Here is a 26,074-nt window from a genome sequence, read left to right as displayed (position 1 = left end):
TCGCGTCAATCGCGCCTTGATGCGCTGACGTTATACGAAACAGAAACGCAGGCCATATTCAGCGCTTTCACCAGGGTTCAACATTGCCAACTCGCCGGTCTTTTGTAGTTCTGCCCGGCTCACCCAACGGTGGGAAACCGGCTCTATGCCCAGGACATGGGCAGGTGCCTTCTGATTGCGCCAAACCTGCAGGTGAGGAAGCGAGGCAGTCGCAAAGCGGAGACGCAGCGTTAGCCCTCCGAGCGAGGCGATAGGCCCAAGCGCCACCTCCGCCCATTCCTCCCCGTCTCGCTGCGCAGGTACGCAGAACACACCCCCTGGTTCGTCACCAAAATTCCACGGCAGGCTGCCACCTTGCAGCATCGCGCCCGATAGCCGCACATGTTCATCAAACAGCCAGGCGCCAATATTCATGTGGTACATATGTACCTTGGCAAACGCGATCCTGCCAACATTCGTCACCTTGTCGCTGAGGCACACTTCACCGGTCTCGCCATCAATGCGCCAACGCCGCTCCAATAACGCTTCGCCACCCTCAGCCGTTTTCACCGGAACACGCGCGACACATTCGGCATCATCGCCTTGAGCATCCCAGAATAAAATCTCGGCGGGATGGGAAGAGTAGGAACCATGCAGAGGGTAGCGTCCGTTCCCACCCGCAATTGGCTCAGGGTGCCGGATATGGTCCGGGCCACACGTGAACAAGAAGCCCTCCAGCGAGTGATCAATGCGCGGGTCTCCATCATCGGGAATGGCTCGCCCCGGCGCAATATCCGTGCCGTTGACGATGCAGCTCCCGATATCGAGAACGCTGGTGGGATCGAGAAAAATCTTTGGGCCACGGGCTGCGAACAAAGCCTTCACGATCTTCTCCCTGATCCGTGATTTGCCAAGACAGTCATGAAACCACGAATTTAAGCCTTCGTTCACCCTAACTTTCTATTTTTCCATACTTGCGTCAAAATCCGCTTGTCTGACAAAAACGCGAAAATTCTGGGGGAACGGGACGGCAGATTCGCCGTTCTTCGTTTAGTTCTGAAAACGGTGATAACGTGAAGCGCTTCTTAATTACAAGCCTGAGTATCATGGCTCTCATTGGAACGCAGCTGGCAACGCCAGCCGCAGCCCAGGGGCGCTATGCCCGCGCGCCGTCCGACACCGTGTTGGTTGCCCCGGATGGCGCTATTCTCGATTACATGCCCGATAGCGGTGATATTGCCATTAGCCGTGATAATATGGGCCGTAGGGTCTTCATTGATCGCTGGGGCAATGTGATTGCCACTGAAATGCGCGGCGATTCCTATGGACGCTCTCCCGGTGGTTACCCGCCTGCTCCACGCGGGGCGCAACGTGGCTATGACCCATACGGCCAGGCGAATGCTCGTGGATATCAGGATTACCGCGAATATCGGCAAGGTGAGCCCGGGGATGTAACCGGCACAATCCGGCGCGATGCATCCATCGAACGTCTTCCGCTGAACGATGACGGTATGATTCTGGATGACGGCGGCGAAACCGGCAACCTCGAACAGCCCTTGCCACAGCCAAACATCGTGCCACACAGCAACAAGGCTGTCATTACGCCAACCAATAAGCCACTTGCGGAAATTGTAGCCCTCCAGGTGTTTCTGGATCGTCAAGGCATTTCCCCAGGCGTCATCGATGGTCACCTTGGCGACAACGTCAACAAGGCTATCGCGGCTTGGCAGGAAATGACAGGCGATACCCTCGATCCGAATAATTCCGAAGACATCATGCAGCGCCTGACCTACGAAGGCGGTCTGCCGATGGTGGATTACACGATCACTCCTGCCGATGCGGCAGGCCCATATGTGGCCGCTATTCCGGAAGATTATGCCCATAAGGCGCAGCTTCCAGCGATGTCCTTTACGTCCGTTACCGAAGCTCTCGCCGAGCGCTTTCATATGGACGAGGGCTTCCTGAAGTCGCTGAACCAGGGCAAGGATTTCACGGTACCCGGCACGATCATCAAGGTTGTTAATCCAGGCCAGCCGAAAACGGGTGAAGTCGTACGCATCGTCGCGGACAAGGCTAAGAAGCAAGTCTTCGCCTATGGTGCAGACGGCAAACTCGTTTCGGCCTATCCTGCAACGATCGGCTCGTCCGACACGCCTTCGCCTACTGGAACGCATACCGTTCAGCGCATCGCGCTGAACCCGGGCTACACCTATAACCCAAAGATCAACTTCCAGCAGGGCGCCAACGACAAGATCCTGCAAATCCCGCCAGGTCCGAACGGCCCTGTCGGTACAGTTTGGATTGCACTTTCCAAGCCCACCTACGGCATCCACGGCACGCCGGAACCTTCCAAGATCGGCAAGACGAACAGCCACGGTTGCATTCGCTTGACCAATTGGGACGCAACGGAATTGGCCAAGATGGTGAAGCCTGGAACGGTAGTTGAATTTGTCGATTGAGGTTCGTGATTTGGAAACGAAAAAGGGGCGCTGCGGGCGCCCCTTTTTGTATGCTGGAATTGACGCTCAAGCAGCCGAGCGATTGAAGCTTAATACGCGGCCCATGCCAGAACGCACGACGCGCATCGGCATCAGGCGCTTTACCTCGTCGGCCAAAGCGCGGCTATTCTCGCGGGCCTTGTCGAGGTTGGAAACCTTCGCTGCATCCAGCGTGTAAAGCGTGCCGCCGGTCTCAAACAATTCGCGAAAAGCAGTGCGCTCGCCAATCGGGGTGTTCAATACATTCACACCGCGTTGTGCCAGCAAGCCTTTGATGGCCACGAGCGAGCGCGTAGTGACCATTGGCGTGACCCGCGTCAAAACAACGGAGTGCGCGATATCCAGACCACCCTTTTGCTTCATCTGGGCGAGTAGATCGAGGATCTGTGCTGCACCCTTGGCGTCCATGGCAGAGCCCTGCACGGGGATGAAGACGTGATCGGAGAGGCCAAGCGCGGTGGTCACCAGCGCATCGCGGGCGCCTGCAAGATCAATGATAAAATAATCCGTCTGGCTTGCCATCTCGCGCAAATGACAGTGCAGAGAAGCGATACTGACTTCGGTAATGATGTTGATATTGCGCACCGCGCCCGAAAGGTCGTGCCACTGGCTGATCCAACGCTGCGGATCACCATCGATCAGGGTCACGCGATGACCTTGGTGGGCGAGTTCCGTGGCAAGAAGAAGAGCCGCAGTCGTTTTGCCGGCACCACCCTTGGCATTTGCGAAAGAAATCACTGGCATCTATTTGCGTCCCCGTCGGTGTTTGAGCCGCATCGCTCAACCAAGCACCGCTACATTGTGCTAATGCTACAATTCTGAGCAATCATGGTTAACGAGGAGTAAATTTACGAGCCGTTAATTTTACCTAATAGAAATTGCAGACGCTAATTCTCCTCACCCTGAAATTTGTAAAAGCGCAAGATTTCAGTTTGTTACCTCAAGTGATTAAATCAAAAGCCCGGCGAATGCCGGGCTTCAGTTATTAACGAGAGAGCGAAACTAGAAACAATCTCGGAAAAGCTGCTTGGTGTTTTCCAGTGTCAGCTCCACAGGGTTGCCGCCGCAGGATGGATCTTCAATCGCCATTGCCGCGAGCTCATCAATGCGATCAGGCTGGATACCCATGGCAGTCAGATTTTCAGGCACATGCAGTTCTGCCCGCAGCTTCAGGACATAATCATAGAAACCGTCGAAACCTCCGGAAATTCCAAGATAGGCCGCTGCACGCTCGATCTTCTCTTCGATTTTAGCGCGATTGAACTTCAGCACCGGCGGCATCACCACAGCATTGGTCATGCCGTGATGTGTATTATAGACGGCACCGATGGGGTGAGAGAGTGCGTGAATTGCACCAAGACCCTTCTGGAAAGCCACAGCACCCATGGCGGCTGCGGCCATCATGTTGGTGCGTGCTTCAATATCCGTACCTTCATGATAAGCGCGTGGCAGGAATTCCTTCACCAACCGCATGCCTTCCAGTGCAATGCCGTGGCTCATGGGGTGGAAGAAGGGCGAGCAATAGGCTTCAAGGCAATGCGCAAAAGCATCCATGCCGGTCCCGGCGGTAATGGCCTTTGGCATCCCCACGGTCAGTTCAGGATCGGCAATGACGACGCCGGGCAGGAACTTCGGGTGGAATATGATCTTCTTCACATGGGTTTGCGAGTTGGTGATGACGGACGCACGACCGACTTCCGAGCCCGTGCCCGCGGTGGTCGGCACTGCAACGATAGGTGCAATGCCCTCTACGCTGGCCCGGGTCCACCAGTCACCAATGTCTTCAAAATCCCATACGGGCCGTGTCTGCCCAACCATGAAGGCAACGCACTTGCCAAGGTCGAGCCCGGAGCCGCCGCCGAAAGCAACGACGCCATCATGCCCGCCATCGCGGAAAGCCTTGATGCCAGCCTCGAGGTTCTTCTCGTTCGGGTTCGGATCAACATCGGCGAAGATCGCGCGACCAAGGCCCGCCTCCTCCAGCACTTCCAGCGCACCAAGCGTGATTGCCATATTGGCAAGGCCACGATCGGTAACCAGCAGAGGCTTTTTCATTCCCAGTGATTTGCAGGCATCCGCCAGTTCCCTGATGCGCCCGCGACCCAGCTTGATAGCGGTTGGATAGCTCCAGTTTGCGGTGATGTTCATGGTCATTTACGCCTTCTTGAGGTGGTAGGACTTTGGTCGGGTCAGGTTATGGAAACCGAGTACCGAGAGGGAACCGCCCCTTCCGGTTTCCTTCACACCTGTCCAGACCAATGCCGGATCGAGATAATCGCAGCGGTTCATGAACACCGTGCCGGTTTCCAGCTCTGCGCCCAAGCGGGATGCGCGCTCCTCATCTTTGGTCCAAAGCGAAACCGTCAGCCCGTATTTGCAATCATTCATCAGCTGCAAGGCTTCGGCATCGCTTTTCACCTTCATGATGCCGACTGCCGGACCAAAGGTTTCTTCGCGCATGAAGTCCATCGAGGGGTCTACATCCACCAACACCTGCGGCATGAGGTAGGCGCCGCCATCATCCTGCGGAAACAGCTTCGGATCGACCAGCGCCTTTGCGCCCTTGGCCACAGCATCTGCCACCTGCTCACGCACCACCTTGGCAAAACGCGCATTGGCCATCGGACCAAGCGTCGTTTCCTGCTCCAGCGGGTTGCCAAGCTTGTAGTTGGAGACCCAGGCAACGGACTTTTCTACGAAGGCATCATAGAGGCTTTCATGCACATAGATGCGTTCTATGCCGCAGCAGCACTGACCGGAATTAAAAGTCGCGCCATCCATGAGCGTATCGACAGCGGCGTCAAGATCGGCATCTTCCATTACATAACCGGGGTCCTTGCCGCCAAGCTCCAGCCCCATTCCGGTGAAAGTGCCGGCCGCTGCCCGCTCGACAGCGCGGCCACCGGCAACGGAGCCCGTAAAATTGATGAAGTTGAAGGAACCTGCAGCAATGAGTTTTTCGGAAGTCTGGTGATCAAGGAAAATGTTCTGGAATACATCCTCCGGCATGCCAGCCTCCACGAAGGCGCGCACCATGCGCTCGCCTACCAGCAGTGTCTGCGCCGCATGCTTGATGATCACCGTGTTGCCAGCCATCAACGCCGGGGCAACCGTGTTGATCGCCGTCATATAAGGGTAATTCCATGGCGCGATAACGAAAACAACGCCGTGCGGTTCGCGCTCAATGCGGCGGGTAAAGGCAGCGCTCTCTTCGATCTTGATGGGAGCCAGGGCTTCCGCCGCAACATTGGCAACGTAGTTTGACCGTTCGTTGAAACCCCTGAACTCACCGCCATAGCGCACCGGGCGGCCCATCTGCCAAGCCAGTTCCGGCACAACCTCATCCACCATCTCATTGAGGCGCGCCACGCCCTTCATGACGAGTTGAACACGGTCTTCAAGCGGACGCTTCGCCCAGTCCTTCTGCGCCCGACGTGAACGCTGAACGGCCTCGGACGCCGCTTCGAAGCTCATGGCAGGACGTTCGGCGTAAACCGAGCCATCCACCGGCGAGATACATTGGATCATGGTCATGATCGTTTTCCTGTTACCCTTTAACTGAGGATAGCGGCCATAGCCGCCACCCGTTTTCTTAATCTATAGAGCCGTGAACAAGGTCACGAAATAACGGTAATCGTCACGCCCGCTCAAAACCGCGCGCGACCTCCCAATCGGTAATGCGACGGTCATATTCCTCCTGCTCCCATTCGGCAGCGCGCACGTAATGATCGATCACCTCATCGCCGAATGCTTCGCGCAGCATGGCGGAGTTTCGCAACGTTTCCGTGGCATGGCGCAGAGTGCGCGGAATTTCTTTCACACCCTTGCCACCATAGGCATCACCGACGAAGGCCGGTTCAAGCTGCATCTTGTTCTTGATGCCTTCAATGCCCGCAGCAAGCAAAGCCGCCATGGCAAGATAGGGGTTGAGATCGGAGCCGCCGATGCGGCATTCGATGCGTATACCTTTGGTCTCCTCACCGCAAAGGCGGAAACCGGCGGTGCGGTTATCCTTGCTCCACACGATCTTTGTCGGCGCGAACGTGCCGGCCACGAAGCGCTTATAGGAGTTGATGTAAGGCGCGAGGAAGTAGGTATATTCGGCAGCATAGGTGAGCAGACCGGCTACATACTGGCGCATCACTTCTGACATGCCGGCCTCGCCCTTTTCATCGAAAAAGGCTGACGTTTTGCCGTCCAGGCTCCACAGTGACTGATGCACGTGGGAGGATGATCCGGCTGCATTATAATGCCACTTGGCTAGGAAGGTCGCCGCCTTGCCCTTGGCCCAGGCAATTTCCTTCACGCCGTTTTTGATGATGACGTGCCGATCCGCCATGGTCAGCGCTTCGGCATAGCGCACGTTAATTTCTTCCTGACCGGCAGAGGCTTCGCCCTTGGAGTTCTCCACCGGAATGCTGGCTCCCTGGAGGCCGGTGCGGATGGCCCGCATCACTTCTTCTTCCTTGGTTGTCTGGAAGATGTGGTAGTCCTCGTTATAGGCGCTAGCGAGCTTCAGATTGCGATAACCGCTTTCGCGTGCAGCCTCGAAGCTCTGATCAAACAGGAAGAATTCAAGCTCGGTCGCCATGAAGGCGGTAAAGCCCATGTCTTCCAGCTTTTTCACCTGACGCTTCAGTATTGCGCGTGGCGAATGCGGCACTTCCGCATGGGTGTGATGGTCCAGCACGTCGCAAAGCACAAGCGCGGTACCTTCCAGCCAAGGAATTTTGCGCAGCGTAGAGAGGTCAGGCTTCATGGTGTAATCGCCATAGCCCGTTTCCCAACTGGTTGCCTTGTAACCGGAGACTGTTTCCATCTCCATGTCGGTGGCGAGCAGATAGTTGCAGCTATGCGTTTCTTTCCAGGCGCTATCAACGAAGTACTCTGCCTGAAAGCGCTTGCCCATCAAGCGGCCCTGCATATCGATCTGGGCTGCGATGACCGTGTCTATCCGCCCGGCGGCCACATCGATCTTCAGGTCGTCAAAGGTATAGGGTGAGGTCATTTTCCGTATCCGTTCGTATAAGAAGAACCGCCACGCCTCCCGCGTGGCGGCTGAGATTTCAGGCGGTCATCAAGCCTCACCGACAGCAGCTTCCGCCGCCGCAATCTGCTCCTTGCGCTTGGCAATAGCATCGCCAATCGGTGGCCCCATGAAGCGGCGGTTCTCGAAGCCGAACCAGACGATGGCTGTCAGCACCAGGAAGCCGACAGTGATTTCCAGCGCCCAATCATTCGGCGGCTGCACACCAATGTAGAAGATGATTGCCATCGATATGACAGCCAAAATTGCCACCAGCTTGTAGGCACCGACACCCATATTCCACGGACCCATGGCGGGCCATTTCGAAGTACCAATCGCCAGGAAGCCGAGAGCAATAGGCAGCACGAAAGACAGAAATATGAAAATGACCGTGCAAGACACCACAATGGAATAGGCAGGCGTTCCGGCAATGGTGATAGCGGAGGTGAACCACACGAAGAGGACGGCTAAAACGGCACCGGTCCAGATGGCGGCAACCGGCGTGCGGTATTTGGTGCTGACCTTTGCCAGGGCCGAAGATGCAGGCAAGCCCTTATCACGCGAAAAGGCAAAGATCATGCGCGAGACTGATGTGACTGTCGCCAAGCCGCAGAGCAATTGCGATACAAAGATCAGCCCATAGACCACGTTCTTCACGGTCGGGTTGACTTGCGTGTCCATGGCCCAGAAGAACACGTTCCAGCCCTGCTTGGCTGCATCGTCCATGTTGGGCAACATCAGTACGAAGGCGCACAGCATGATATAGCCAAACACGGTGGACCATATCACGGAGGAAACCATGCCCTTTGGCACGGCAACCGCCGCCTTTACTGTTTCCTCGGAGGTATGGGCAGAGGCATCATAGCCCGTGATCGTATAGATCGGCAGCAGAAGCCCGAGCAGGAATGCCATACCGCCAGAAACTGCGGTCGGCCAAACGGCGGCACCCGTCAGGCTGCCGTCAGCAGCCATAGTTGGCTGGCCCGTATAATTACCAAAGGTGAACAGACGCGCAAACTCATAAGATGGGGCGCTGATCAGGCATACTGCCGTCACAATCACTGCTGTTGCGAGAATGAGATAACCGGAGAAGTCTGTAAGCTTTGCCGTCAAACCAATCCCGAAGTGGTTGATCAGCGCCTGTCCCGCAGTAATGATTGCCACGAAGAGAACGCGATGAACCAGGGTGTCTTCGATGCCGAAGGTGGAGCCAAAGGCCCCAAAGAAGAAGTAGAACGTGCCGACATTGATCGCACCCAGAACCGTGACCAGCCCAAGCAGGTTGAGCCAGGCGGAGAGCCAGCCGGTAAAGCGGTTCCCGAGGATCGAACCCCAGTGATAGAGCCCGCCCGCCGTTGGATAGGCCGAGCTGATTTGCGCCAACCCGAGCGCAAAAATGCCGGAGATCAGGCAGCCAAGTGGCCAGCCAATGCCAATCGAAGCACCTCCCGCGCCTGATGTGGCCTGACCGAGCGAATTGATTCCGCCCGAAAGGATGCAGATGATTGAGAAGGAAATGGCAAAGTTGGAGAAGGAGCTCATGCGGCGCTCCAGCTCCTGCGCGTAACCCATGGAGTGCAGGATTTGAATATCCTGCTTTTTGTCATTCTCACTATAATCAGACATGACGTTCCCCTGTCATCGAATGGCCGCCAGCACGGCCTCGAATTCTCTTTCCCGCAACCTCACGGCCACGGCACGCCAACAACTGTTTCCCCGAGGTCTCTTTTGTTAGTTTGGCTGCAAGCTTTCGCTTAGAAGCCCCGTCAGGAAATCGGCCACGACCCCTTGGCCGGTTTCATCTGAAATCAAATCGTTGCGCACCTCGATCATTACGTTCAAAAGACCGTTTGGCAGGGCATGAAGCTCAAGCGTATGCGTCACGCCATCAGCAGGTCCGTAAGGCTCGTTACGTTCCACACGATATAGCACCGTGCCTTCTGCAGCCTTCAACATCCGGTCCGCCAGACGGCTATCGCTATCGTGCAGAATGCCGATTTCCACCGCCCGCGGCTTACCGAAGTAAACCGGCGTGAAAGAATGCATCGTCACAAGAACAGGCGATTGCCCCTCACCTCTACGACGGACAATCTCGTCTCGAATTCGGTTCTGAAATGGAAAATAGAGAGCTTCGGCGCGGGCGGTCTTTTCCTCTGCGCTCAGATTCTCGTTGCCAGGAATACGAAATACTTCGCTGACATCGCGAATGGCGGCAGGCGATTCCGGCGGGCGATTGCAATCGTAAATCAGGCGCGAAAACCGCTGATGGATCAAAGTTGCATCCAGGCTTCGCGACATCAGCCGCGATACGGCCAGCGCACCTGGGTCCCAAGCGATGTGCGAAGATAGCGCATCGTCAGACAGGCCGAGGTTTCCCAGCCTCTCCGGCAGCTTCAGTGAGGCATGCTCACACACCAAGAGCACCGGGCTGCGGCCTTGCGCATTTTCCACGGCGACAGGATCTCCGTCGCGCTCGTTGAGAAAGTCCGTTTGAGCCAGCATCGCTCCATCCAGCATCATGCCTGAGGTTGAGAAGAGAATTCTTCATCATCACGTCATCGTCAACTGCCATTTGAAAAATTCTTTTCAGGACCCGGATTGACTCGGAGCCTGTCACAAATGTTAACTAACGCTAAACCGGCAAGAGACCGGAAGGGGAATGGGTAAGCAGTGACCTCTCCATCGCACACCGTGCTGGAGGTTATCCGTCAACGCTATGACGGGTTGACCCCGGCTGAAAAACGGCTCGCTGATAGCCTTCTGGAGAACTATCCGGTCTCCGGATTGGGAAGCATCACCGCGACCGCCGATAATGCGGGCGTCTCTACCCCCACCGTTGCCCGCATGGTGCAGAAGCTTGGCTACAAGGGTTACCCAGAGTTTCAGTCTCATCTGCATCAGGAGTTGGAAGCCACGATTTCCAGCCCGATTGCCAAGCATGACCGTTGGGCGGCTGGCGCGCCAACAGCCCACATTCTCAACCGTTTTGCAGAGGCAATTACCGATAATCTGCGCGATACGCTGACATCCATGGATGTGGCCACTTTCGATCAAGTGGCCTCGCTTCTGCGGGATGAAAAGCGCAGCATCTATTTCGTCGGTGGCCGAATTACCGGTTCGTTGGCGGAATATTTCTTCACCCACATGCAGGTCATCAGACCGCGCACCACACTGATTTCCACCAATCGCAGTTCCTGGCCGCAATATTTGTTGAACATGAGCGCCGGTGACGTGATCGTAATCTTCGACATCCGCCGTTACGAGCAAGAGCTTGCCACACTGGCGGAAGCGGCTGCGGCAAACGGCGTGGTGATCATCCTCTTTACGGATATCTGGGCGTCTCCGGTTGCGCGACATGCATCTCACATCTTCAAGATCCGTATAGAAGCACCTTCCGCTTGGGACTCGTCCGTTGTCACTCTCTTCACTGTTGAGGCCTTGATTGAGGCCGTACAAAGCGCAAGCTGGGACAAGACCCGAGAGCGCATGAATTCGCTGGAAGAACTCTTCGAACGCAGCCGCCTTTTTCGTCGGACGGCTGGCGAGAAGGAGCGGTAAACACGAGCGAAAACAATAGGAAACCTGTCGTACAACAACAAGCATAGGCCAAGGCAGGCTACATACGAAAACTGTCACATGCCATTCATGAAGTGGCACTACGAGTTGCGCCCACACGAACAGACCAAACGGAGGACATCGTGATGACCAAGACCAAGAGACTCCTGTCGCTGACGACCGCAATCATGGTTGCATCAAGCAGCCTTGCATTCGCGGAGCCAAGCGCAGAACTGATCGCTGCCGCCAAGAAGGAAGGCATGTTGACGACGATTGCTCTTCCGCATGACTGGTGCGGCTATGGCGAAGTCATCAGTGCCTTCAAGAAGAAGTACCCGGAAATTCAGGTCAACGAACTGAACCCGGATGCCGGCTCGGCTGACGAAATCGAAGCCATCAAGGCCAACAAGGACAACAAGGGCCCGCAGGCTCCTGACGTGATCGATGTTGGCCTGGCATTCGGTCCACAGGCCAAGAAGGAAGGCCTTCTTCAGCCTTACAAGGTTTCCACATGGTCGGAAATTCCAGACAACGTGAAGGACGCCGAAGGCTACTGGTATGGCGATTATTACGGCGTCATGTCCATGTTCGTGAACAAGGACCTGGTCAAGAACTCGCCGAAAGACTGGGCTGATCTTTTGAAGCCTGAATATGCCGGTCAGGTTGCTCTCGCGGGTGATCCGCGCGCGTCCAACCAGGCAATTCTCGGTGTTCTCGCTGCTGGCCTCTCGACCGGCGCGAAGGATGGCAAGGAAGCTGGCGAAGCTGGCCTGAAGTACTTCGCCGAAATGAACAAGGCTGGCAACTTCGTTCCGGTCATCGGCAAGGCTGGCACACTGGCACAGGGCGCAACACCAATCGTCATCGCTTGGGATTATAACGCTCTTGGCTGGGCAAAGACGTTGAACGGCAACCCGCCGACCGATGTTGTCGTGCCAGAAAAGGGTGTTCTGGCTGGCGTATACGTACAGGGTATTTCTGCTTACGCGCCACATCCAAATGCTGCCAAGCTCTGGATGGAACATCTGTACTCCGACGATGGCCAGATCGGCTGGCTGAAGGGTTACTGCCACCCGATCCGCTTCAATGCCATGGTAAAGGCCAACAAGGTTCCGAAGGAACTGATCGACGCTCTGCCACCGGCTGCGGCCTATGAAAAGGCAATCTTCCCGACACTCGAAGACGTGGACGCCAACAAGGCAGCCGTCACCGGCGGTTGGGACAAGGTGGTTGGCGCGAACGTAAAGTAAGCGCTTGAAAACGTGCTGTCCCGGTTGCATTGGCCGGGACAGCATCGCAAACTGACATAAAACAATAACGTTGCTTGACAACGAGCGGGAACGAGGGGAATGACGATAGATACACACCCGGCACAGCCTGCACTGGCGCGCAAAATGCGCCTGCCCCTGCATTGGCTGGGCATCGTGCCGTTCGCCGCCTTCATTATCCTTTTTCTGATTATGCCGACTTTGAAGATCGTCGTTGGTGCTTTTCAAAGGCCGGATGGAAGCTTCAGTTTCGAAAACGTGCTGAACCTGTTTACCCCCTCCATTATGGCAGCATACGGGATTTCCATCCGCATCAGCATTGCTTCCGCCTTCTTCGGCTGTCTGATTGGCTTTGGCGTTGCAGCAGCCGTGGTGCTGGGTGGCTTGCCGCGATGGATTCGCGGCCCTTTGCTTACCTTCTCAGGCGTTGCCTCAAACTTCGCTGGCGTTCCCCTGGCCTTTGCCTTCCTCGCAACGCTTGGGCCACTGGGCTTCATTACCGTTTTTCTCCAGCAACAGTTCGGCGTGAACCTTCGCGCGCTGGGCTTCAACCTTCTGTCCTTTTGGGGTCTTACCCTCACCTATCTCTTCTTCCAGATCCCGTTGATGGTGCTGATCATCACACCCGCGCTCGATGGTCTGAAGAAAGAGTGGCGGGAAGCGGCATCCATTCTTGGTGCCACTAATTTTCAATATTGGCGGATGGTTGCCCTGCCTGTTCTCACACCCGCAATCCTTGGCACTTTCGCGCTGCTTTTCGCGAACGCCTTCGGGGCGGTCGCAACCGCCATTGCGCTTACTGGCTCCTCTCTCAACATCGTGCCGATCCTGCTGTTTGCGCAAATTCGCGGCGATGTGCTGGGCGATCCACATCTTGGTTATGCGCTTGCCTTCGGCATGATTGTCGTCACCGGCATTGCTAACACGGTTTACATCTTGCTGCGGGCGCGCAGTGAAAGGTGGATGAAATGAAACGTCTTTGGGCTTGGGCCGCTCTCATCGTCGGCCTTCTCTATTTCATCCTGCCACTCATCGGCATGACGAATTTCTCACTGAAAATGCGCCGCGGCGAATATTCTTTCGACGCCTATATGAAGGTATTTGCCGACGACCGCTTCAGCGCAACCTTCACCTACTCCATCACGCTTGCGCTGTTCACCATCCTTCTCGGTGTCTTTCTCGTGGTACCGACAGCCTATTGGGTTCGGCTCAAGCTGCCTTTTCTTCGTCCCTACATCGAATTCATCACACTGCTGCCGCTGGTTATTCCGGCCATCGTTGTGGTCTTCGGCTACATCCGGCTTTACAACACATCAAGCTGGTTGCCGCTGACCGGAAGCGCCTTCGGAACGGATTTCCTGCTTGTCTGCGGCTATACGGTTCTGGCGCTGCCTTATATGTACCGCGCGGTTGACACCGGGTTGCGCACAATCGATGTGACGACTTTGACGGAGGCTGCCCAAAGCCTGGGTGCAGGCTGGTTCACCATTATTGCGCGTATCATTCTGCCCAATGTGCTCATCGCCGTACTTTCCGGCGCCTTCCTGACCTTTGCCATCGTCATTGGCGAATTTACCATGGCGGCGCTGCTGAACCGCCCGGCTTTCGGTCCGTACATGCAGCTCCTGGGCGCAAACCGTGCTTATGAACCCGCCGCCCTTGCCGTTATCGCCTTCGCCATCACCTGGGGCTGCCTTGGCCTGATCCAGCTGGTCTCCCGCCTGCAAAAATCCGCGCAGCGCCCGGTTTGAGGATAGTATTTACATGAGCTTTCTCACGCTTTCTCACTTGCAAAAGTCCTTCGGCTCGGTCCGGGTTGTGCATGATTTCACCATGTCCATCGAAAAAGGCGAGTTCATCTCCTTCCTTGGCCCTTCCGGCTGCGGCAAGACGACCGTACTGCGCATGATTGCTGGTTTCGAAACGCCATCGAACGGCAGCATCATGATCGGTGGAAAGGACCAGACGAACCTTCGCCCGAACCAGCGCAACATCGGCATGGTGTTTCAGGCCTATGCACTTTTTCCGAACATGAATGTTTTCGACAACGTTGCGTTCGGCCTCAAGGTGGCGGGAAAATCCAAGGCTGAGATCAAGAGCCGCGTGGATGAAATGCTGAAACTCATCGGCCTTGAGCATCTGGCGGACCGGTATCCTTACCAAATGTCTGGAGGGCAGCAGCAGCGCGTGGCACTGGCGCGTGCCCTTGCCCCAGCCCCTCAGGTTCTGTTGTTGGACGAGCCACTATCAGCGCTCGACGCAAAAATCCGCGTTTCTCTGCGCGAAGAAATCCGTCAGATCCAACGCAAGCTCGGCATCACAACGGTGTTCGTTACTCACGATCAGGAAGAGGCGCTTTCAATATCCGACCGTATCGTGGTTATGAATGCAGGCAAGGCAGATCAAATCGGCACGCCTTTCGAGATCTATAATAATCCGACCACGCGCTTCGTCGCGTCCTTCGTCGGTACATTAAACCTCATCGAAGCCAAAGTTCTCGACGCATCCGAAAATCGCATTGCCATTGGCAACCAACAGATCTTGCTGAAGAAGCCGCTCAACAAGCCTGATGGTGAGAAAATCACCGTGGCGCTGCGCCCGGAAGCAGGATCGCTCAGCGAAGGCTTCAAGGGAGATGTACAGATTTCTGGCGTCGTCACATCAAGCCACTTCCTCGGCTCTGTCATCCGTACGCGATTGGATGTGGGCGGTACGACACTGTCGTTCGATATGTTCAACGATCCCGGCACTGCACCACCCGCGCCCGGTGAGCAGATCAACCTCAGATTTGCATCAGAAGATTTGATGATTCTAGCAGAGTAGACCGCTGTTTCCTTCTGAGAAAAGGCACTACTGCAAGCTCATCTCAGGAGGCATTCATGCGCGCATTATTTTATGAACTTTTTGGCGAGGCACCGAAAGTAGCAACCCTGCCGGACCCGGAACCCACGGCGGACGGCGTGGTCATAGAGGTGAAAGCCACCGGCCTTTGCCGCAGCGATTGGCATGGCTGGATGGGTCACGATCCAGACATCCGCCTGCCGCATGTGCCCGGTCACGAATTCGCTGGCGTCATCTCTGCCGTCGGAAAGGACATTCGCCGCTTCAAGGTTGGTGATCGGGTCACCGTACCTTTCGTATCCGGTTGCGGCCATTGCCACGAATGCCGCTCCGGCAACCAGCAGGTTTGCGAGGCTCAGTTCCAACCCGGCTTTACCCATTGGGGGTCGTTTGCAGAATATGTGGCCATCAACCACGCAGAACAGAACCTCGTACACCTGCCGGAGAGCATGAGCTATGCCACGGCAGCCAGCCTTGGTTGCCGCTTTGCCACCTCATTCCGCGCCGTGGTGGATCAAGGACGATTGAAGGGTGGCGAGTGGCTGGCAGTTCACGGCTGCGGCGGCGTTGGCCTCTCCGCCATCATGATTGCCAAGGGCCTGGGCGCACGCGTCGTTGCCATCGATATCGCGGAAGACAAGCTCGCAATGGCCAAATCGCTTGGCGCGGAAGTGCTGATCAACAGCCGCAGTGTGGCTGATGTGGCAGAAGCCGTGCGCGATGCCACGGGTGGGGGCGCACATGTTTCCGTCGATGCGCTTGGCCACCCCCAAACCTGCTGCAACTCCATCTCAAACCTGCGTCGTCGTGGTCGCCATGTTCAGGTAGGCCTGATGCTGGCGGACCATGCCATGCCACAAATCCCCATGGCTCGCGTGATCGGCCATGAGTTGGAAATTTACGGCAGCCACGGCATGCAGGCTTGGCGCTACGATGATATGCTAGCCATGATCGAAGCTGGCAGCCTTGCACCGGAAAAGCTGATCGGCCGCCACATCACATTGTCCGATGCCGCGACCGCCCTGCCCGCTATGGACAAGTTCCAGGAAAACGGCATCAGCATCATTGATCAATTTGAATAGTTTAGTGGTGAGGCGGCTCAGGCCGCCTCCTAGTTCCTCTTTTTGCTTTTCATTTCTTCCGTACTATGTATCATAACACGATACAGAAAGTTCATTTTGTGTGATCCGAACCTTTGGTAATTTACGAACAGGAGCCCTTTTTCATCGCAAAGCAGCGAAAGGTTTGCCAACCAACATACAGAAGGTTGCACTGCGAAAACTGACTATGTTGCATGCTGCCGTACGACTTGAAGACCTTCGCTCACCGCCTGGAAATCGGTTTGAAGCGCTAAAAGGCGATAGACATGGGCAGCATTCGATCCGCATCAACGATCAGTGGCGGATCTGCTTCATCTGGAAAGATGGTGGCGCAGATAACATTGAAATCGTTGATTACCACTGAAGCGCTGAAGAGGTGAGGATATGACTGAAAAACTTAACCCAGTACATCCGGGTGAAATACTTCGGGAAGAATATCTTGTTCCACTGAACTTGAGCACAGGCCGATTAGCAAAGCAATTGGACGTTCCTCGCACACGCATTGAACGGCTTGCCAAGGAAATGACATCGGTAACGACCGACACGGCACTTCGCCTTGCCAAGTTCTTCGGGACATCTCCGGAATTCTGGATGAACCTGCAATCACACTATGATCTGGAAATACAGGCCGAAGCGTTGAAGGATCAGCTGGCGAATATATCGGAATTCAGAGCGGCATGATCAACTATCGAAGCATAAGCCAAAATTTCTCCAAAATGGCCGGGCGGCGAGAGGCCGCGCCGGGACACGGAGAAATATTATGCATTATAAACGTAAGCGTCCCAAGAACCGTCGCGCCGGTTGCTTGATGTGCAAACCTCATAAGGCAAACGGCTCCTGCCCACGCCATGTCGACATGCAAGCGGGAAATCGCCGTCGATATGAGGCAGGATCATATCAGTTGCGATGTGAGGGGATCAAAAAGAACTGATCTCTGGAGGCGGCTCAGGCCGCCTCTTCCGATTCCTGTGCGCCGCCCGGAACATAGTTCAGCACGGGGCCAAGCCAACGCTCTACTTCTGCGATATCCATGCCCTTGCGGCCCGCATAATCTTCCACCTGATCGCGCTCGACCTTGGCAACGCCGAAATAATAGCTATCAGGGTGACCGATATAAAGACCAGAGACGGATGAGCCCGGCCACATGGCGTAGCTTTCCGTCAGCGTTACACCTGTCGTATTTTCTGCATCAAGAATGTTGAAAAGGGTACGCTTTTCTGTGTGGTCTGGCTGGGCGGGATAGCCCGGTGCAGGACGAATGCCCGCATAGTTCTCATGGATCAACTCCTCGTTTGAGAAGTTTTCGCTCTTGGCATAGCCCCAATAGTTGCGGCGCACTTCCTCATGCATCCGCTCGGCAAAGGCTTCGGCAAAACGGTCGGCTAGCGCCTTCACGAGAATGGATGAATAGTCATCGTTCGCGCGTTCGAAACGTTCAGCAATGGCTACTTCCTCTATGCCCGCAGTCACAACGAAGCCGCCGACATAATCCAATTTGCCGCTATCTATGGGTGCTACAAAATCCGAAAGCGCCACATTCGGGCGACCATCGCGCTTTGAAAGCTGCTGGCGCAGCGTGTAAAAGGTGGCCAGGTCTTCGCTGCGGTCTTCTTTTGCATAAACGCGAATGTCGTCCCCAACAGCATTGGCGGGCCAAAAGCCGATGACAGCGCGAGGACGGAACCACTTTTCTTCAACGATCTTGGCCAGCATGGCCTGAGCATCGCTATAGAGCTGGCGTGCCGCTTCACCCTGCTTCTCATCATCCAGAATAGCAGGATAGCGCCCCTTCAATTCCCAGGTCTGGAAGAATGGCGTCCAGTCGATGTAGGGCACCAGTTCCTCGAGGGAATAATTGTCAAACACCTTGGTTCCAAGGAAGCTCGGACGCGTTGGCTCATAGACCGCCCAATCCACCTGTTGCGCATTGGCGCGCGCGCGAGCCAGCGGCAGACGCACCTTCTCCGCCTCTGCCCGCGCATGGGCGGCGGCTACCTTGGCATATTCGGCACGAATACCGGCCACGTAATCTTCCCGCGCCGTTTCCGACAGAAGGTTGGACACGACACCGACAGCACGGCTGGCATCGGTCACATAAACCGCCTGCCCGATTTGATATTGCGGGTGGATTTTCACCGCCGTATGGACGCGGCTCGTTGTAGCCCCACCGATGAGAAGCGGAACCTCGAAGCCCTGTCGCTGCATTTCCGCAGCCACGTTCACCATTTCATCCAACGACGGCGTGATGAGGCCTGACAGCCCGATGACATCGACCTTTTCCGCAATGGCAGTTTCGAGAATTTTGGTGGCGGGAACCATCACGCCGAGATCGATGATCTCGTAATTGTTACAGGCGAGAACGACCCCGACAATGTTCTTGCCAATATCATGTACGTCGCCCTTTACAGTGGCCATCAGCACCTTGCCAGCGGCCTGACGTTCGGTGCCGCCGTTCAGGCGCTTCTCTTCCTCCATGTAAGGTAGAAGAACAGCCACCGCCTGTTTCATCACGCGTGCGGACTTGACCACCTGCGGCAGGAACATCTTGCCGGAGCCGAAGAGGTCACCGACCACATTCATGCCTGCCATCAGCGGACCTTCGATGACGTGCAACGGGCGGGCAGCACTTTGGCGCGCCTCTTCCGTATCGGCTTCGATATAATCGGTAATGCCGTTGACCAGCGCATGTTCCAGCCGCTTCTCAACACTCCACTCACGCCAGGAAAGATCCTGCGCCTTTGCTTCGCGTGCGCCAGCGCCACGGAAACGCTCTGCGATTTCCAAAAGCCGCTCCGTCGCATCCGAACGACGATTGAGAACAACATCCTCACAGGCATCGCGCAGCTCAGGATCGATGTTTTCATAGATCGCCAGCTGACCCGCATTCACGATTCCCATATCCATGCCCACTTGAATGGCGTGATATAGGAAGACGGCGTGCATGGCTTCGCGCACCGGCTCATTGCCGCGGAAAGAGAAGGACAGGTTGGAGACACCACCAGAAATGTGCACAAGGGGCATTTCCTGCCGGATGGTGCGCGTGGCTTCGATAAAGTCCACGCCGTAATTATTGTGCTCCTCAATGCCCGTTGCGACGGCAAAGACATTGGGGTCGAAGATAATATCTTCCGGTAAGAAGCCGATCTGTTCCGTCAGGATCTTATAGGCGCGGCGGCAGATTTCCACCTTGCGGTCATAGCTATCGGCTTGCCCCTGTTCATCAAAGGCCATGACCACAACAGCGGCACCGAAGCGGCGGATCAACCGGCCCTGTTCAATGAACTTTTCCTCACCCTCTTTCAGTGAGATGGAGTTCACAATTGCCTTGCCCTGGACACACTTCAAGCCAGCTTCAATGATCTCGAATTTCGAGCTATCGATCATCACCGGAACCCGAGCGATATCCGGCTCGGCAGCAATGAGGTTCAAGAATTCCACCATGGCGCGGCCAGAATCGATCAGGCCTTCATCCATGTTGATGTCGATGATCTGGGCACCGTTTTCCACCTGGTCGCGTGCAACCACCAAGGCAGAGGTGTAATCAGCAGCGGTGATGAGCTTGCGGAACTTGGCAGAGCCTGTCACGTTCGTGCGCTCACCAACGTTGACGAAAGGAATTTCCTTGGTCAGTTCGAATGGCTCAAGGCCGGAAAGCGACATGAAGGGACGGTGTTCCGGCACCTGACGCGGTGCAAATTCCTTCACGGTTTCTGCAATGGCGCGAATATGCTCCGGGGTGGAGCCGCAGCAACCACCAACCACGTTGACCAGGCCTTCCTTGGCGAACTGCCGCACTTGACGGGCCATATCATCGGGCGACTGATCGTATTGGCCAAATTCGTTTGGCAGGCCAGCATTCGGATAAGCGCAGACAAACGTATCCGCAATGGCGGAAACTTCCTGCAAATGTGGGCGCATGGCGTCAGCACCCAATGCGCAGTTAAAGCCAATCGTAAATGGATTGGCATGGCGAACGGAGTTCCAGAAGGCTGTTGGCGTCTGGCCGGAGAGCGTACGTCCTGAAAGATCGGTGATCGTGCCGGAGATCATGACCGGCAGGCGAATACCTTTCTCTGCAAAACGCTCCTCACACGCGAAGATCGCCGCCTTCGCATTCAGCGTATCGAAAATGGTCTCGATCAAGATGATATCGGCGCCGCCATCGATCAGACCATCAATCTGCTCGGCATAGGCCAGCCTCAAGTCATCGAAGCTCACAGCACGGAAGCCCGGATTGTTCACATCCGGCGAGATAGAGGCCGTACGGTTGGTGGGGCCAATGGCACCCGCCACAAACCGGCGCTTACCATCTTCCCGCTGCGCGCGCTCAATGGCGCGGCGCACCACTTGCGCACCTTCCTTGTTGAGGTCGTAAACGGCGCCTTCCATCTCGTAGTCGGCCTGGGCGATACGCGTGGATGAGAAGGTGTTGGTTTCGATGATATCCGCACCGGCCATGGCGTAGCGATAGTGGATATCTTCGATGGCTTGCGGCTGTGTGAGGATCAGAAGGTCATTATTACCCTGCTGGTGACACGCACAATTGAAGAAGCGATCGCCGCGAAAATGTTCTTCCTGAAAGCCAAGTCCCTGGATCTGAGTGCCCATGGCACCATCGAGAATAAGAATGCGTTCGCGTGCCGCCTTTGCCAGCGCTTCGAAAATCTCGCTACCATTGCGATTTGCGCCCTCTGGGCCAAATAGATGATCGAACATTGGCATCTCCTCACACTCACCGCGAACCACAACGTTTAATCACATAAAGATATCTTTATGTCAATTCAATCGCTTGAAACTTATCAAGCTCTTGCCCTCTGAGTTCTAACCTGCGAACCAATAACAATACATTCTGTTTCGCTTGCGAGGAGATCTTAATGGTCACGTCCGGTAACAATCCGCCGCGTTGGGCAGGTCGCCCTTATCACCGCCAATGGCTTCTCTCTCAGGCGGAAAGCTTGATGGATTTCTTCCAGTACCGGGCCGTTAATCCAAAAGGCGGGTTTTACGATCTGGACCCAAAAGGTCAGGCGCTTGATCCCAATAACCCCGCCCGCGGGATTCATGCCAGCGCCCGCATGGTGCATTGCTTTGCTATTGCGGATCTCTTGGGCCGTCCCGGTGCCGCCGATGTAGTCGATCATGGAATGCGCTATCTTTGGGAGAAGCATCGCGACACGAAATATGGCGGCTATTTCTGGCAGGCCAATGATGAAGGGGCCGCCGATGCCTCCAAGCAGGGTTACGGCCACGCCTTTGTCCTGTTGGCAGCATCCTCAGCCAAGACAGTTGGCCATCCGCTGGCAGATGCCATGCTGGCAGATATTACCGAAGTGCTGGAAACGCACTTCTGGGAGGATCAGCACGGGGCAATAGCGGAAGAATTCTCGCAAGATTGGCAGCCTGTTCCCGGCTATCGCGGTCAGAATTCTAACATGCACCTCACCGAGAGCCTGATGGCAGCCTATGAGGTCACCGGCGAAACCCATTACCTTTCCAAGGCAGAACGCATTGCGGACCTTCTGATCAACCGTCGCGCACGGGAAGAAGGTTTCCGGGTCGCTGAACACTTCGATGAGAATTGGGTGGTCGACCGCAACTATTACCACCCGAATGAAATGTTCCGCCCGGCTGGCACCACCCCCGGCCATTGGCTGGAATGGGCAAGGCTGCTGCTGCAGCTTTATGCATTGGGCGGCAACAAGCACAGCTGGATGCCGGAAGCCGCCACGGCTCTTTTCGAGCGCTCCATGATACTCGGATGGGACGCCGAGAAAGGCGGCTTCTTCTACACTCTTGATTGGCAGGACAAGCCAGAGAAGCGCTCAAAGCTATGGTGGCCCATGTGCGAAGCGGCTGGAGCCGCGCACTTCCTGAACCACCATGCGCCAAGCACGTTTCATGAAGCCAGCTATCGCCAGATCTGGTCTACCATCGCGGCCCATTTTATCGATCGGGAAAATGGCGGCTGGTTTGAAGAGACGAACGAAGACCTTCAGCCTTCAAACACGCTCTTTCCTGGCAAGGGCGATATCTACCACGCCATGCAGGCTTGCCTCATCCCGCTGTTCCCGGCAACAGGCAGCCTTACCAAAGTCGTGGCCGAACACGGTGGTTCGCTATAATTGAATTTGTGAGCCTCAGGCGGGTGTGGCCTGAGGGTCACAATCATTACCGAACGGGCCTTCCAGCCGCCATCGGGCTCATGCGGAAGTCGCTCAGTTCGGCCTCTGCATCTGACAGCTCGTAACGCAGATCGTCGGAATCCCGCCGCAGCCGGCGGATTTCAAAATCGTTGTCGTCGATACGGCGTTGCAGGTCACGACGTTCATCATCCTTGGCTGACTTCAACGCAAAATAGGCCTGATCGATTTCAGACTGTCGAGAGCTAATACTAGAATCAACTGAATCCTTGCGTTGGCGAATGTCATGAACGCGCTTGCCCAATGCATAGCCCTGCATGAAGCCAGTGGCCGTTTGTGGCGGGCAGACATTGTTATAGCCATCACCTGCCTCCCCATGCTGCGCACCGCTAAGCGGTGTGCAGTAGCGTTTAACCCCTTCCTGGAAGCCCTGATACCAGGTCGATTGGTCCGGCACGATCTTAACGCGCTCGCAGGATTTGACATGCTCGGCAAAGCGGCTTTGCGGATCGCGCCCCGCTGCGCCGTCTGTATCGCCAATCACTTTCCAATTGGCGGCGATACATTCTTCTTTCGACAATGAATAGCAGGAAGGCAGTGCGCAAAGGACAGCCATCCCAGAAACAATAAGTGCAAGTTTTCGCATGATACCCCCCGGCAATCTGCCGGAGAACTAAGCAGGAATTAAGGAAGACTGCCAGATGGCCTGGCGCATCAGCCAAAATCATCAACAACTGGTTAGGATTTACCGTCTTCCTCGCACCATTTCGCGAATACGCTTTGCAAGTTCATCGTAATCATATGGCTTCGTAACGAGGCTGGATTGATCGAGCGCCTCAGAGCCCGGTACGTGCAAATCTCCAGTCGCGAAGATCACGGGAAGCGTGGGGTGGTTTTCCCGAAGCTTGAGGATCAGGTCCAGGCCGTTCATGTCCGGCAAATGCACATCGGTGACGAGAATATCGATGGCAGCACCGTCGATGGCATCCATGGCTTCGCGACCTGTTCCCGCTTCCACGACAACCATTCCGAAATCCTGCAGATAGTCGGCTGTCGATATACGGATCAGCGCTTCATCTTCACACAACAATACCCGAATGGAAGCTGGCATTGCCTGTTCTGTCGAGACTGGCGTTTTTGACTGAACGGCGCGGTCTTTTGCCTTGTCGAGCAACATGCGGATCTTGCGAGCCAGCGTTTCACGCGCATAAGGCTTGCTCAGCAGGTTCACGCCAGGGTCCAGCCTGCCGCCATGGACAATGGAATTTTCTGTGTAACCGGAGGTAAACAGCACTTCCAGTTCCGGTCGCCGCTCCTTGGCTTTTCGGGCCAGCTCACCACTTTTCAATTTGCCGGGCATTACCACATCGGTAAACAGAAGATCGATGGGAACGCCGCTTTCAATAATCGCAAGCCCCGCATCCGCATCCCGCGCTTTCAACACGTTATAGCCAAGGTCAGAAAGCATGGCGACAGTCACGTCGCGAACGGCATCGTCATCCTCTACCACAAGCACGGTTTCGCTGCCGCCGGTAATCTCGCCTGCTGTATCTTCTGCCAGAACATCTTCAGCCTGCATGGAACGGGGCAGGTAGATACGCACCGTGGTCCCATTGCCCAGTTCGCTATAGATGTTGATATGGCCGCCCGACTGTTTCACGAAGCCATACACCATGGAAAGGCCAAGGCCGGTTCCCTTGCCTTCCGGCTTGGTGGTAAAGAACGGATCGAAGGCGCGGGCAAGCACATCCGGCGGCATGCCGCAGCCAGTATCGCTGACCGCCAGCATCACATACTGACCTGCCTCAACGTCGAACGCGTTTTGCGCGTAGCGGTCATCCAGATAGGCATTGCCGAGTTCAACGGTCAGGCGTCCACGGCCATCCATGGCATCGCGGGCATTAATGGCCAGATTGAGCAGCGCATTTTCCACGTTGGACGGGTCGACCAGCGTGTTCCAAAGCCCGCCCCCCACAATGGTGTCGATCTCGATTGCCTCACCCAAGCTGCGGCGGATCAGATGATCCATCTCGCGCACCAGCCGCCCAAGATTGATGACCTTTGGCGCAAGTGGCTGCCGCCTGCCGAAGGAGAGGAGCTGCGAGGCAAGCCGCGCTCCACGAGACGCTGCGGCCAGCGCATTGTTCATGCGCCGCTCCACATTTTCCTGCCCGGAGAAATCGCGCTGCAGCAGCTGAAGATTGCCGGTTATCACCTGCAAGAGGTTGTTGAAATCGTGCGCAATGCCACCAGCAAGATTGCCAATAGCTTCCATCTTTTGGCTCTGGCGCAGGACTTCCTGTGTTTTGAGCAGTTCAGCCGTACGCTCCTCAACACGCGTTTCCAGCGTCGTGGCCAGATTTTCGAGCCGGCTTTCGGTTTTCTTCTGCTCTTCGATATCGGTGTTGGTTCCAACCCAGCGAACAATATCGCCCAACGAATTGCGAATGGGCACGGCGCGTGAAATATACCAACGGTAATTGCCCTTAGCGCACTTCAGGCGAAGCTCTGCCTGAAACAATTCGCCACCTGTAACGGCACTATTCCAGGCGCTACGCACCCTTTCAATATCATCGGGATGAAACGATGCGGAAATTGAGCCTTCGCGCAGCGCTGGCTCATCGAATCCCAGGTAGGTCTGCATCTGAACATTGTACCAATCCATCTGGCCCGATGGTGTGGCAGTCCAGACATGGTTTGGAATAGATTCCGCCAAAGTGCGGAAACGATCTTCGCTTTCCTGCGCAGCATCCTGAGCTCGCTTCACATCGGTCACTTCGTGGCCTTGTACGAAGATCCCGGTTACAGCACCGTCACGATCCAGCAGCGGCTGGAAAATGAAATCGACATACAGCTCATCTGCCACTCCAGCGCCACGCTGCAACTGAACCGGGGCACTGGAGGCACTATAACCGTTGCCTGTTCGATAGACATCATCAAGGAGCTCGTAGAAGCCCTGTCCATCAATGTCTGGCAGCGCGTCTCGTACGGATTTGCCGATCAGATCTCGGCGACCCACAAGCGTTTGATATGCATCATTGGCAATTTCGAACACATGAGTTGGGCCCCGCAAAACGGCCATAAACCCCGGCGCTTGCTCAAACAGGCTGCGCAGATATTCGCGCTCCTCACCCAGCGCCAGATTTTCGCCTGAAACGGCATCTGCGCGACGCATGACACCGGTTTGAATATCGAAGCCTGATTGCTGGTTGGATTGGCGCAACTGGTGCAGTTCAGTCACATCCACCGTGTACTGAAGGATGAATTTGACGCGGCCCTGTTCATCGAGAAGCGGCGTATGCGTCGCGCTCCAATAGCGTTCTTCCATCGTGCCATCTGGCGACGCGATGGGATAGGGAATGAGCGCAAGATGATCGACCTGCCTAGTGCTTATAACCTTTGCAAAAGACTGGCGCAGCATCCGACCGTTGTCGCTGTCAGGGTCGCTAGGGAAAGGTTCAAATATATTTCGCCCAAGCAAAGCGTCACGGGTTTGCATCGTCGCCGCCAGATAGGCGTCATTCATACCGACGATTGTCAACTCGGCGTCTATGATCACATATGGATTGGGCGATGAGTTGAAAAGTTGCTCGATATCGCTCCCGGCCAGCCCGATCTGCCGAAACATTCACTGTCCCCTGCCCGCATTCACTGATGCACAAGGTTA

The 26,074-nt window shown here is 55.7% G+C and carries 20 protein-coding genes; 10 read left to right on the top strand and 10 right to left on the bottom strand.

The genetic code is table 11. From position 1 onward, the window contains the following. Nucleotides 1-30: 30 nt before the first annotated feature. On the bottom strand, nt 31-864 hold the full coding sequence (locus AC0JZ1_RS07065; RefSeq protein ID WP_471881709.1) for a DUF4432 family protein: 834 nt from the start codon (nt 862-864) through the stop codon (nt 31-33). 188 nt (nt 865-1,052) lie between these two features. Between AC0JZ1_RS07065 and AC0JZ1_RS07060 the strand changes: the two genes are divergently transcribed. Then, on the top strand, nt 1,053-2,438 hold the full coding sequence (locus AC0JZ1_RS07060; protein WP_471881708.1) for a L,D-transpeptidase: 1,386 nt from the start codon (nt 1,053-1,055) through the stop codon (nt 2,436-2,438). A gap of 66 nt (nt 2,439-2,504) precedes the next feature. Here AC0JZ1_RS07060 and AC0JZ1_RS07055 read toward each other — a convergent pair whose 3' ends face one another. From AC0JZ1_RS07055 to AC0JZ1_RS07030, 6 genes are all read right to left on the bottom strand, one after another. Further along, a complete protein-coding gene (locus AC0JZ1_RS07055) occupies nt 2,505-3,221 on the bottom strand; it encodes an AAA family ATPase (protein ID WP_471881707.1) in 717 nt (238 codons plus the stop codon). Nucleotides 3,222-3,479: 258 nt separating this feature from the next. Further along, the gene (locus AC0JZ1_RS07050; RefSeq protein ID WP_471881706.1) at nt 3,480-4,631 is read right to left on the bottom strand and encodes an iron-containing alcohol dehydrogenase; all 1,152 of its coding nucleotides are present in this window, start codon (nt 4,629-4,631) and stop codon (nt 3,480-3,482) included. Then, nucleotides 4,632-6,011, bottom strand: coding sequence for an aldehyde dehydrogenase family protein (locus AC0JZ1_RS07045; RefSeq protein WP_471881705.1), 1,380 nt, complete (start codon nt 6,009-6,011; stop codon nt 4,632-4,634). A 103-nt stretch (nt 6,012-6,114) separates the two neighbouring features. Then, on the bottom strand, nt 6,115-7,485 hold the full coding sequence (locus AC0JZ1_RS07040) for a glutamine synthetase family protein (protein WP_471881704.1): 1,371 nt from the start codon (nt 7,483-7,485) through the stop codon (nt 6,115-6,117). Nucleotides 7,486-7,554: 69 nt separating this feature from the next. After that, complete coding sequence (locus tag AC0JZ1_RS07035; RefSeq protein ID WP_471881703.1) at nt 7,555-9,129, bottom strand: amino acid permease; 1,575 nt, start codon at nt 9,127-9,129, stop codon at nt 7,555-7,557. A gap of 105 nt (nt 9,130-9,234) precedes the next feature. Next, nucleotides 9,235-10,005 (bottom strand): N-formylglutamate amidohydrolase, encoded by a 771-nt coding sequence (locus AC0JZ1_RS07030; protein ID WP_471881702.1) that lies wholly within the window; start codon nt 10,003-10,005, stop codon nt 9,235-9,237. A 168-nt stretch (nt 10,006-10,173) separates the two neighbouring features. Between AC0JZ1_RS07030 and AC0JZ1_RS07025 the strand changes: the two genes are divergently transcribed. The 8 genes from AC0JZ1_RS07025 (at nt 10,174) to AC0JZ1_RS06990 (ending at nt 16,948) form a co-directional block, all read left to right on the top strand. Continuing rightward, nucleotides 10,174-11,061 (top strand): MurR/RpiR family transcriptional regulator, encoded by an 888-nt coding sequence (locus AC0JZ1_RS07025; protein ID WP_471881701.1) that lies wholly within the window; start codon nt 10,174-10,176, stop codon nt 11,059-11,061. Nucleotides 11,062-11,204: 143 nt separating this feature from the next. Beyond that, a complete protein-coding gene (locus AC0JZ1_RS07020; protein ID WP_471881700.1) occupies nt 11,205-12,308 on the top strand; it encodes an ABC transporter substrate-binding protein in 1,104 nt (367 codons plus the stop codon). 99 nt (nt 12,309-12,407) lie between these two features. Then, the gene (locus AC0JZ1_RS07015; RefSeq protein ID WP_471881699.1) at nt 12,408-13,298 is read left to right on the top strand and encodes an ABC transporter permease; all 891 of its coding nucleotides are present in this window, start codon (nt 12,408-12,410) and stop codon (nt 13,296-13,298) included. Next, complete coding sequence (locus AC0JZ1_RS07010; protein WP_471881698.1) at nt 13,295-14,077, top strand: ABC transporter permease; 783 nt, start codon at nt 13,295-13,297, stop codon at nt 14,075-14,077. The genes AC0JZ1_RS07015 and AC0JZ1_RS07010 overlap by 4 nt, the downstream gene beginning before the upstream one ends. 13 nt (nt 14,078-14,090) lie before the next feature. After that, nucleotides 14,091-15,149, top strand: a complete 1,059-nt coding sequence (locus AC0JZ1_RS07005; protein ID WP_471881697.1) for an ABC transporter ATP-binding protein — start codon at nt 14,091-14,093, stop codon at nt 15,147-15,149. Between the two features lie 56 nt (nt 15,150-15,205). Then, nucleotides 15,206-16,249: a zinc-dependent alcohol dehydrogenase family protein gene (locus tag AC0JZ1_RS07000; protein ID WP_471881696.1), complete on the top strand. Its 1,044-nt coding sequence runs from the start codon at nt 15,206-15,208 to the stop codon at nt 16,247-16,249. A gap of 100 nt (nt 16,250-16,349) precedes the next feature. Next, complete coding sequence (locus AC0JZ1_RS06995; protein ID WP_471881695.1) at nt 16,350-16,631, top strand: type II toxin-antitoxin system RelE/ParE family toxin; 282 nt, start codon at nt 16,350-16,352, stop codon at nt 16,629-16,631. A 20-nt stretch (nt 16,632-16,651) separates the two neighbouring features. Further along, nucleotides 16,652-16,948 (top strand): HigA family addiction module antitoxin, encoded by a 297-nt coding sequence (locus AC0JZ1_RS06990; RefSeq protein WP_471881694.1) that lies wholly within the window; start codon nt 16,652-16,654, stop codon nt 16,946-16,948. 264 nt (nt 16,949-17,212) lie between these two features. Here AC0JZ1_RS06990 and metH read toward each other — a convergent pair whose 3' ends face one another. Then, nucleotides 17,213-20,983 (bottom strand): methionine synthase, encoded by a 3,771-nt coding sequence (gene metH, locus AC0JZ1_RS06985; protein ID WP_471881693.1) that lies wholly within the window; start codon nt 20,981-20,983, stop codon nt 17,213-17,215. 158 nt (nt 20,984-21,141) lie between these two features. Here metH and AC0JZ1_RS06980 point away from each other — a divergent pair, with 158 nt between their 5' ends. Then, on the top strand, nt 21,142-22,389 hold the full coding sequence (locus AC0JZ1_RS06980; protein ID WP_471881692.1) for an AGE family epimerase/isomerase: 1,248 nt from the start codon (nt 21,142-21,144) through the stop codon (nt 22,387-22,389). Nucleotides 22,390-22,435: 46 nt separating this feature from the next. Here AC0JZ1_RS06980 and AC0JZ1_RS06975 read toward each other — a convergent pair whose 3' ends face one another. Beyond that, entirely contained in the window at nt 22,436-23,053 is a 618-nt protein-coding gene (locus AC0JZ1_RS06975) for a DUF2799 domain-containing protein (protein WP_471881691.1), read from the bottom strand. A 99-nt stretch (nt 23,054-23,152) separates the two neighbouring features. Beyond that, on the bottom strand, nt 23,153-26,035 hold the full coding sequence (locus AC0JZ1_RS06970) for a hybrid sensor histidine kinase/response regulator (RefSeq protein ID WP_471881690.1): 2,883 nt from the start codon (nt 26,033-26,035) through the stop codon (nt 23,153-23,155). Between the last annotated feature and the right edge of the window lie 39 nt (nt 26,036-26,074).

It is taken from the genome of Affinirhizobium capsici, assembly GCF_977018625.1.
The sequence above is the reverse complement of the archived record's forward strand: the minus strand, read 5'-3'. Positions and strand labels throughout refer to the sequence as shown.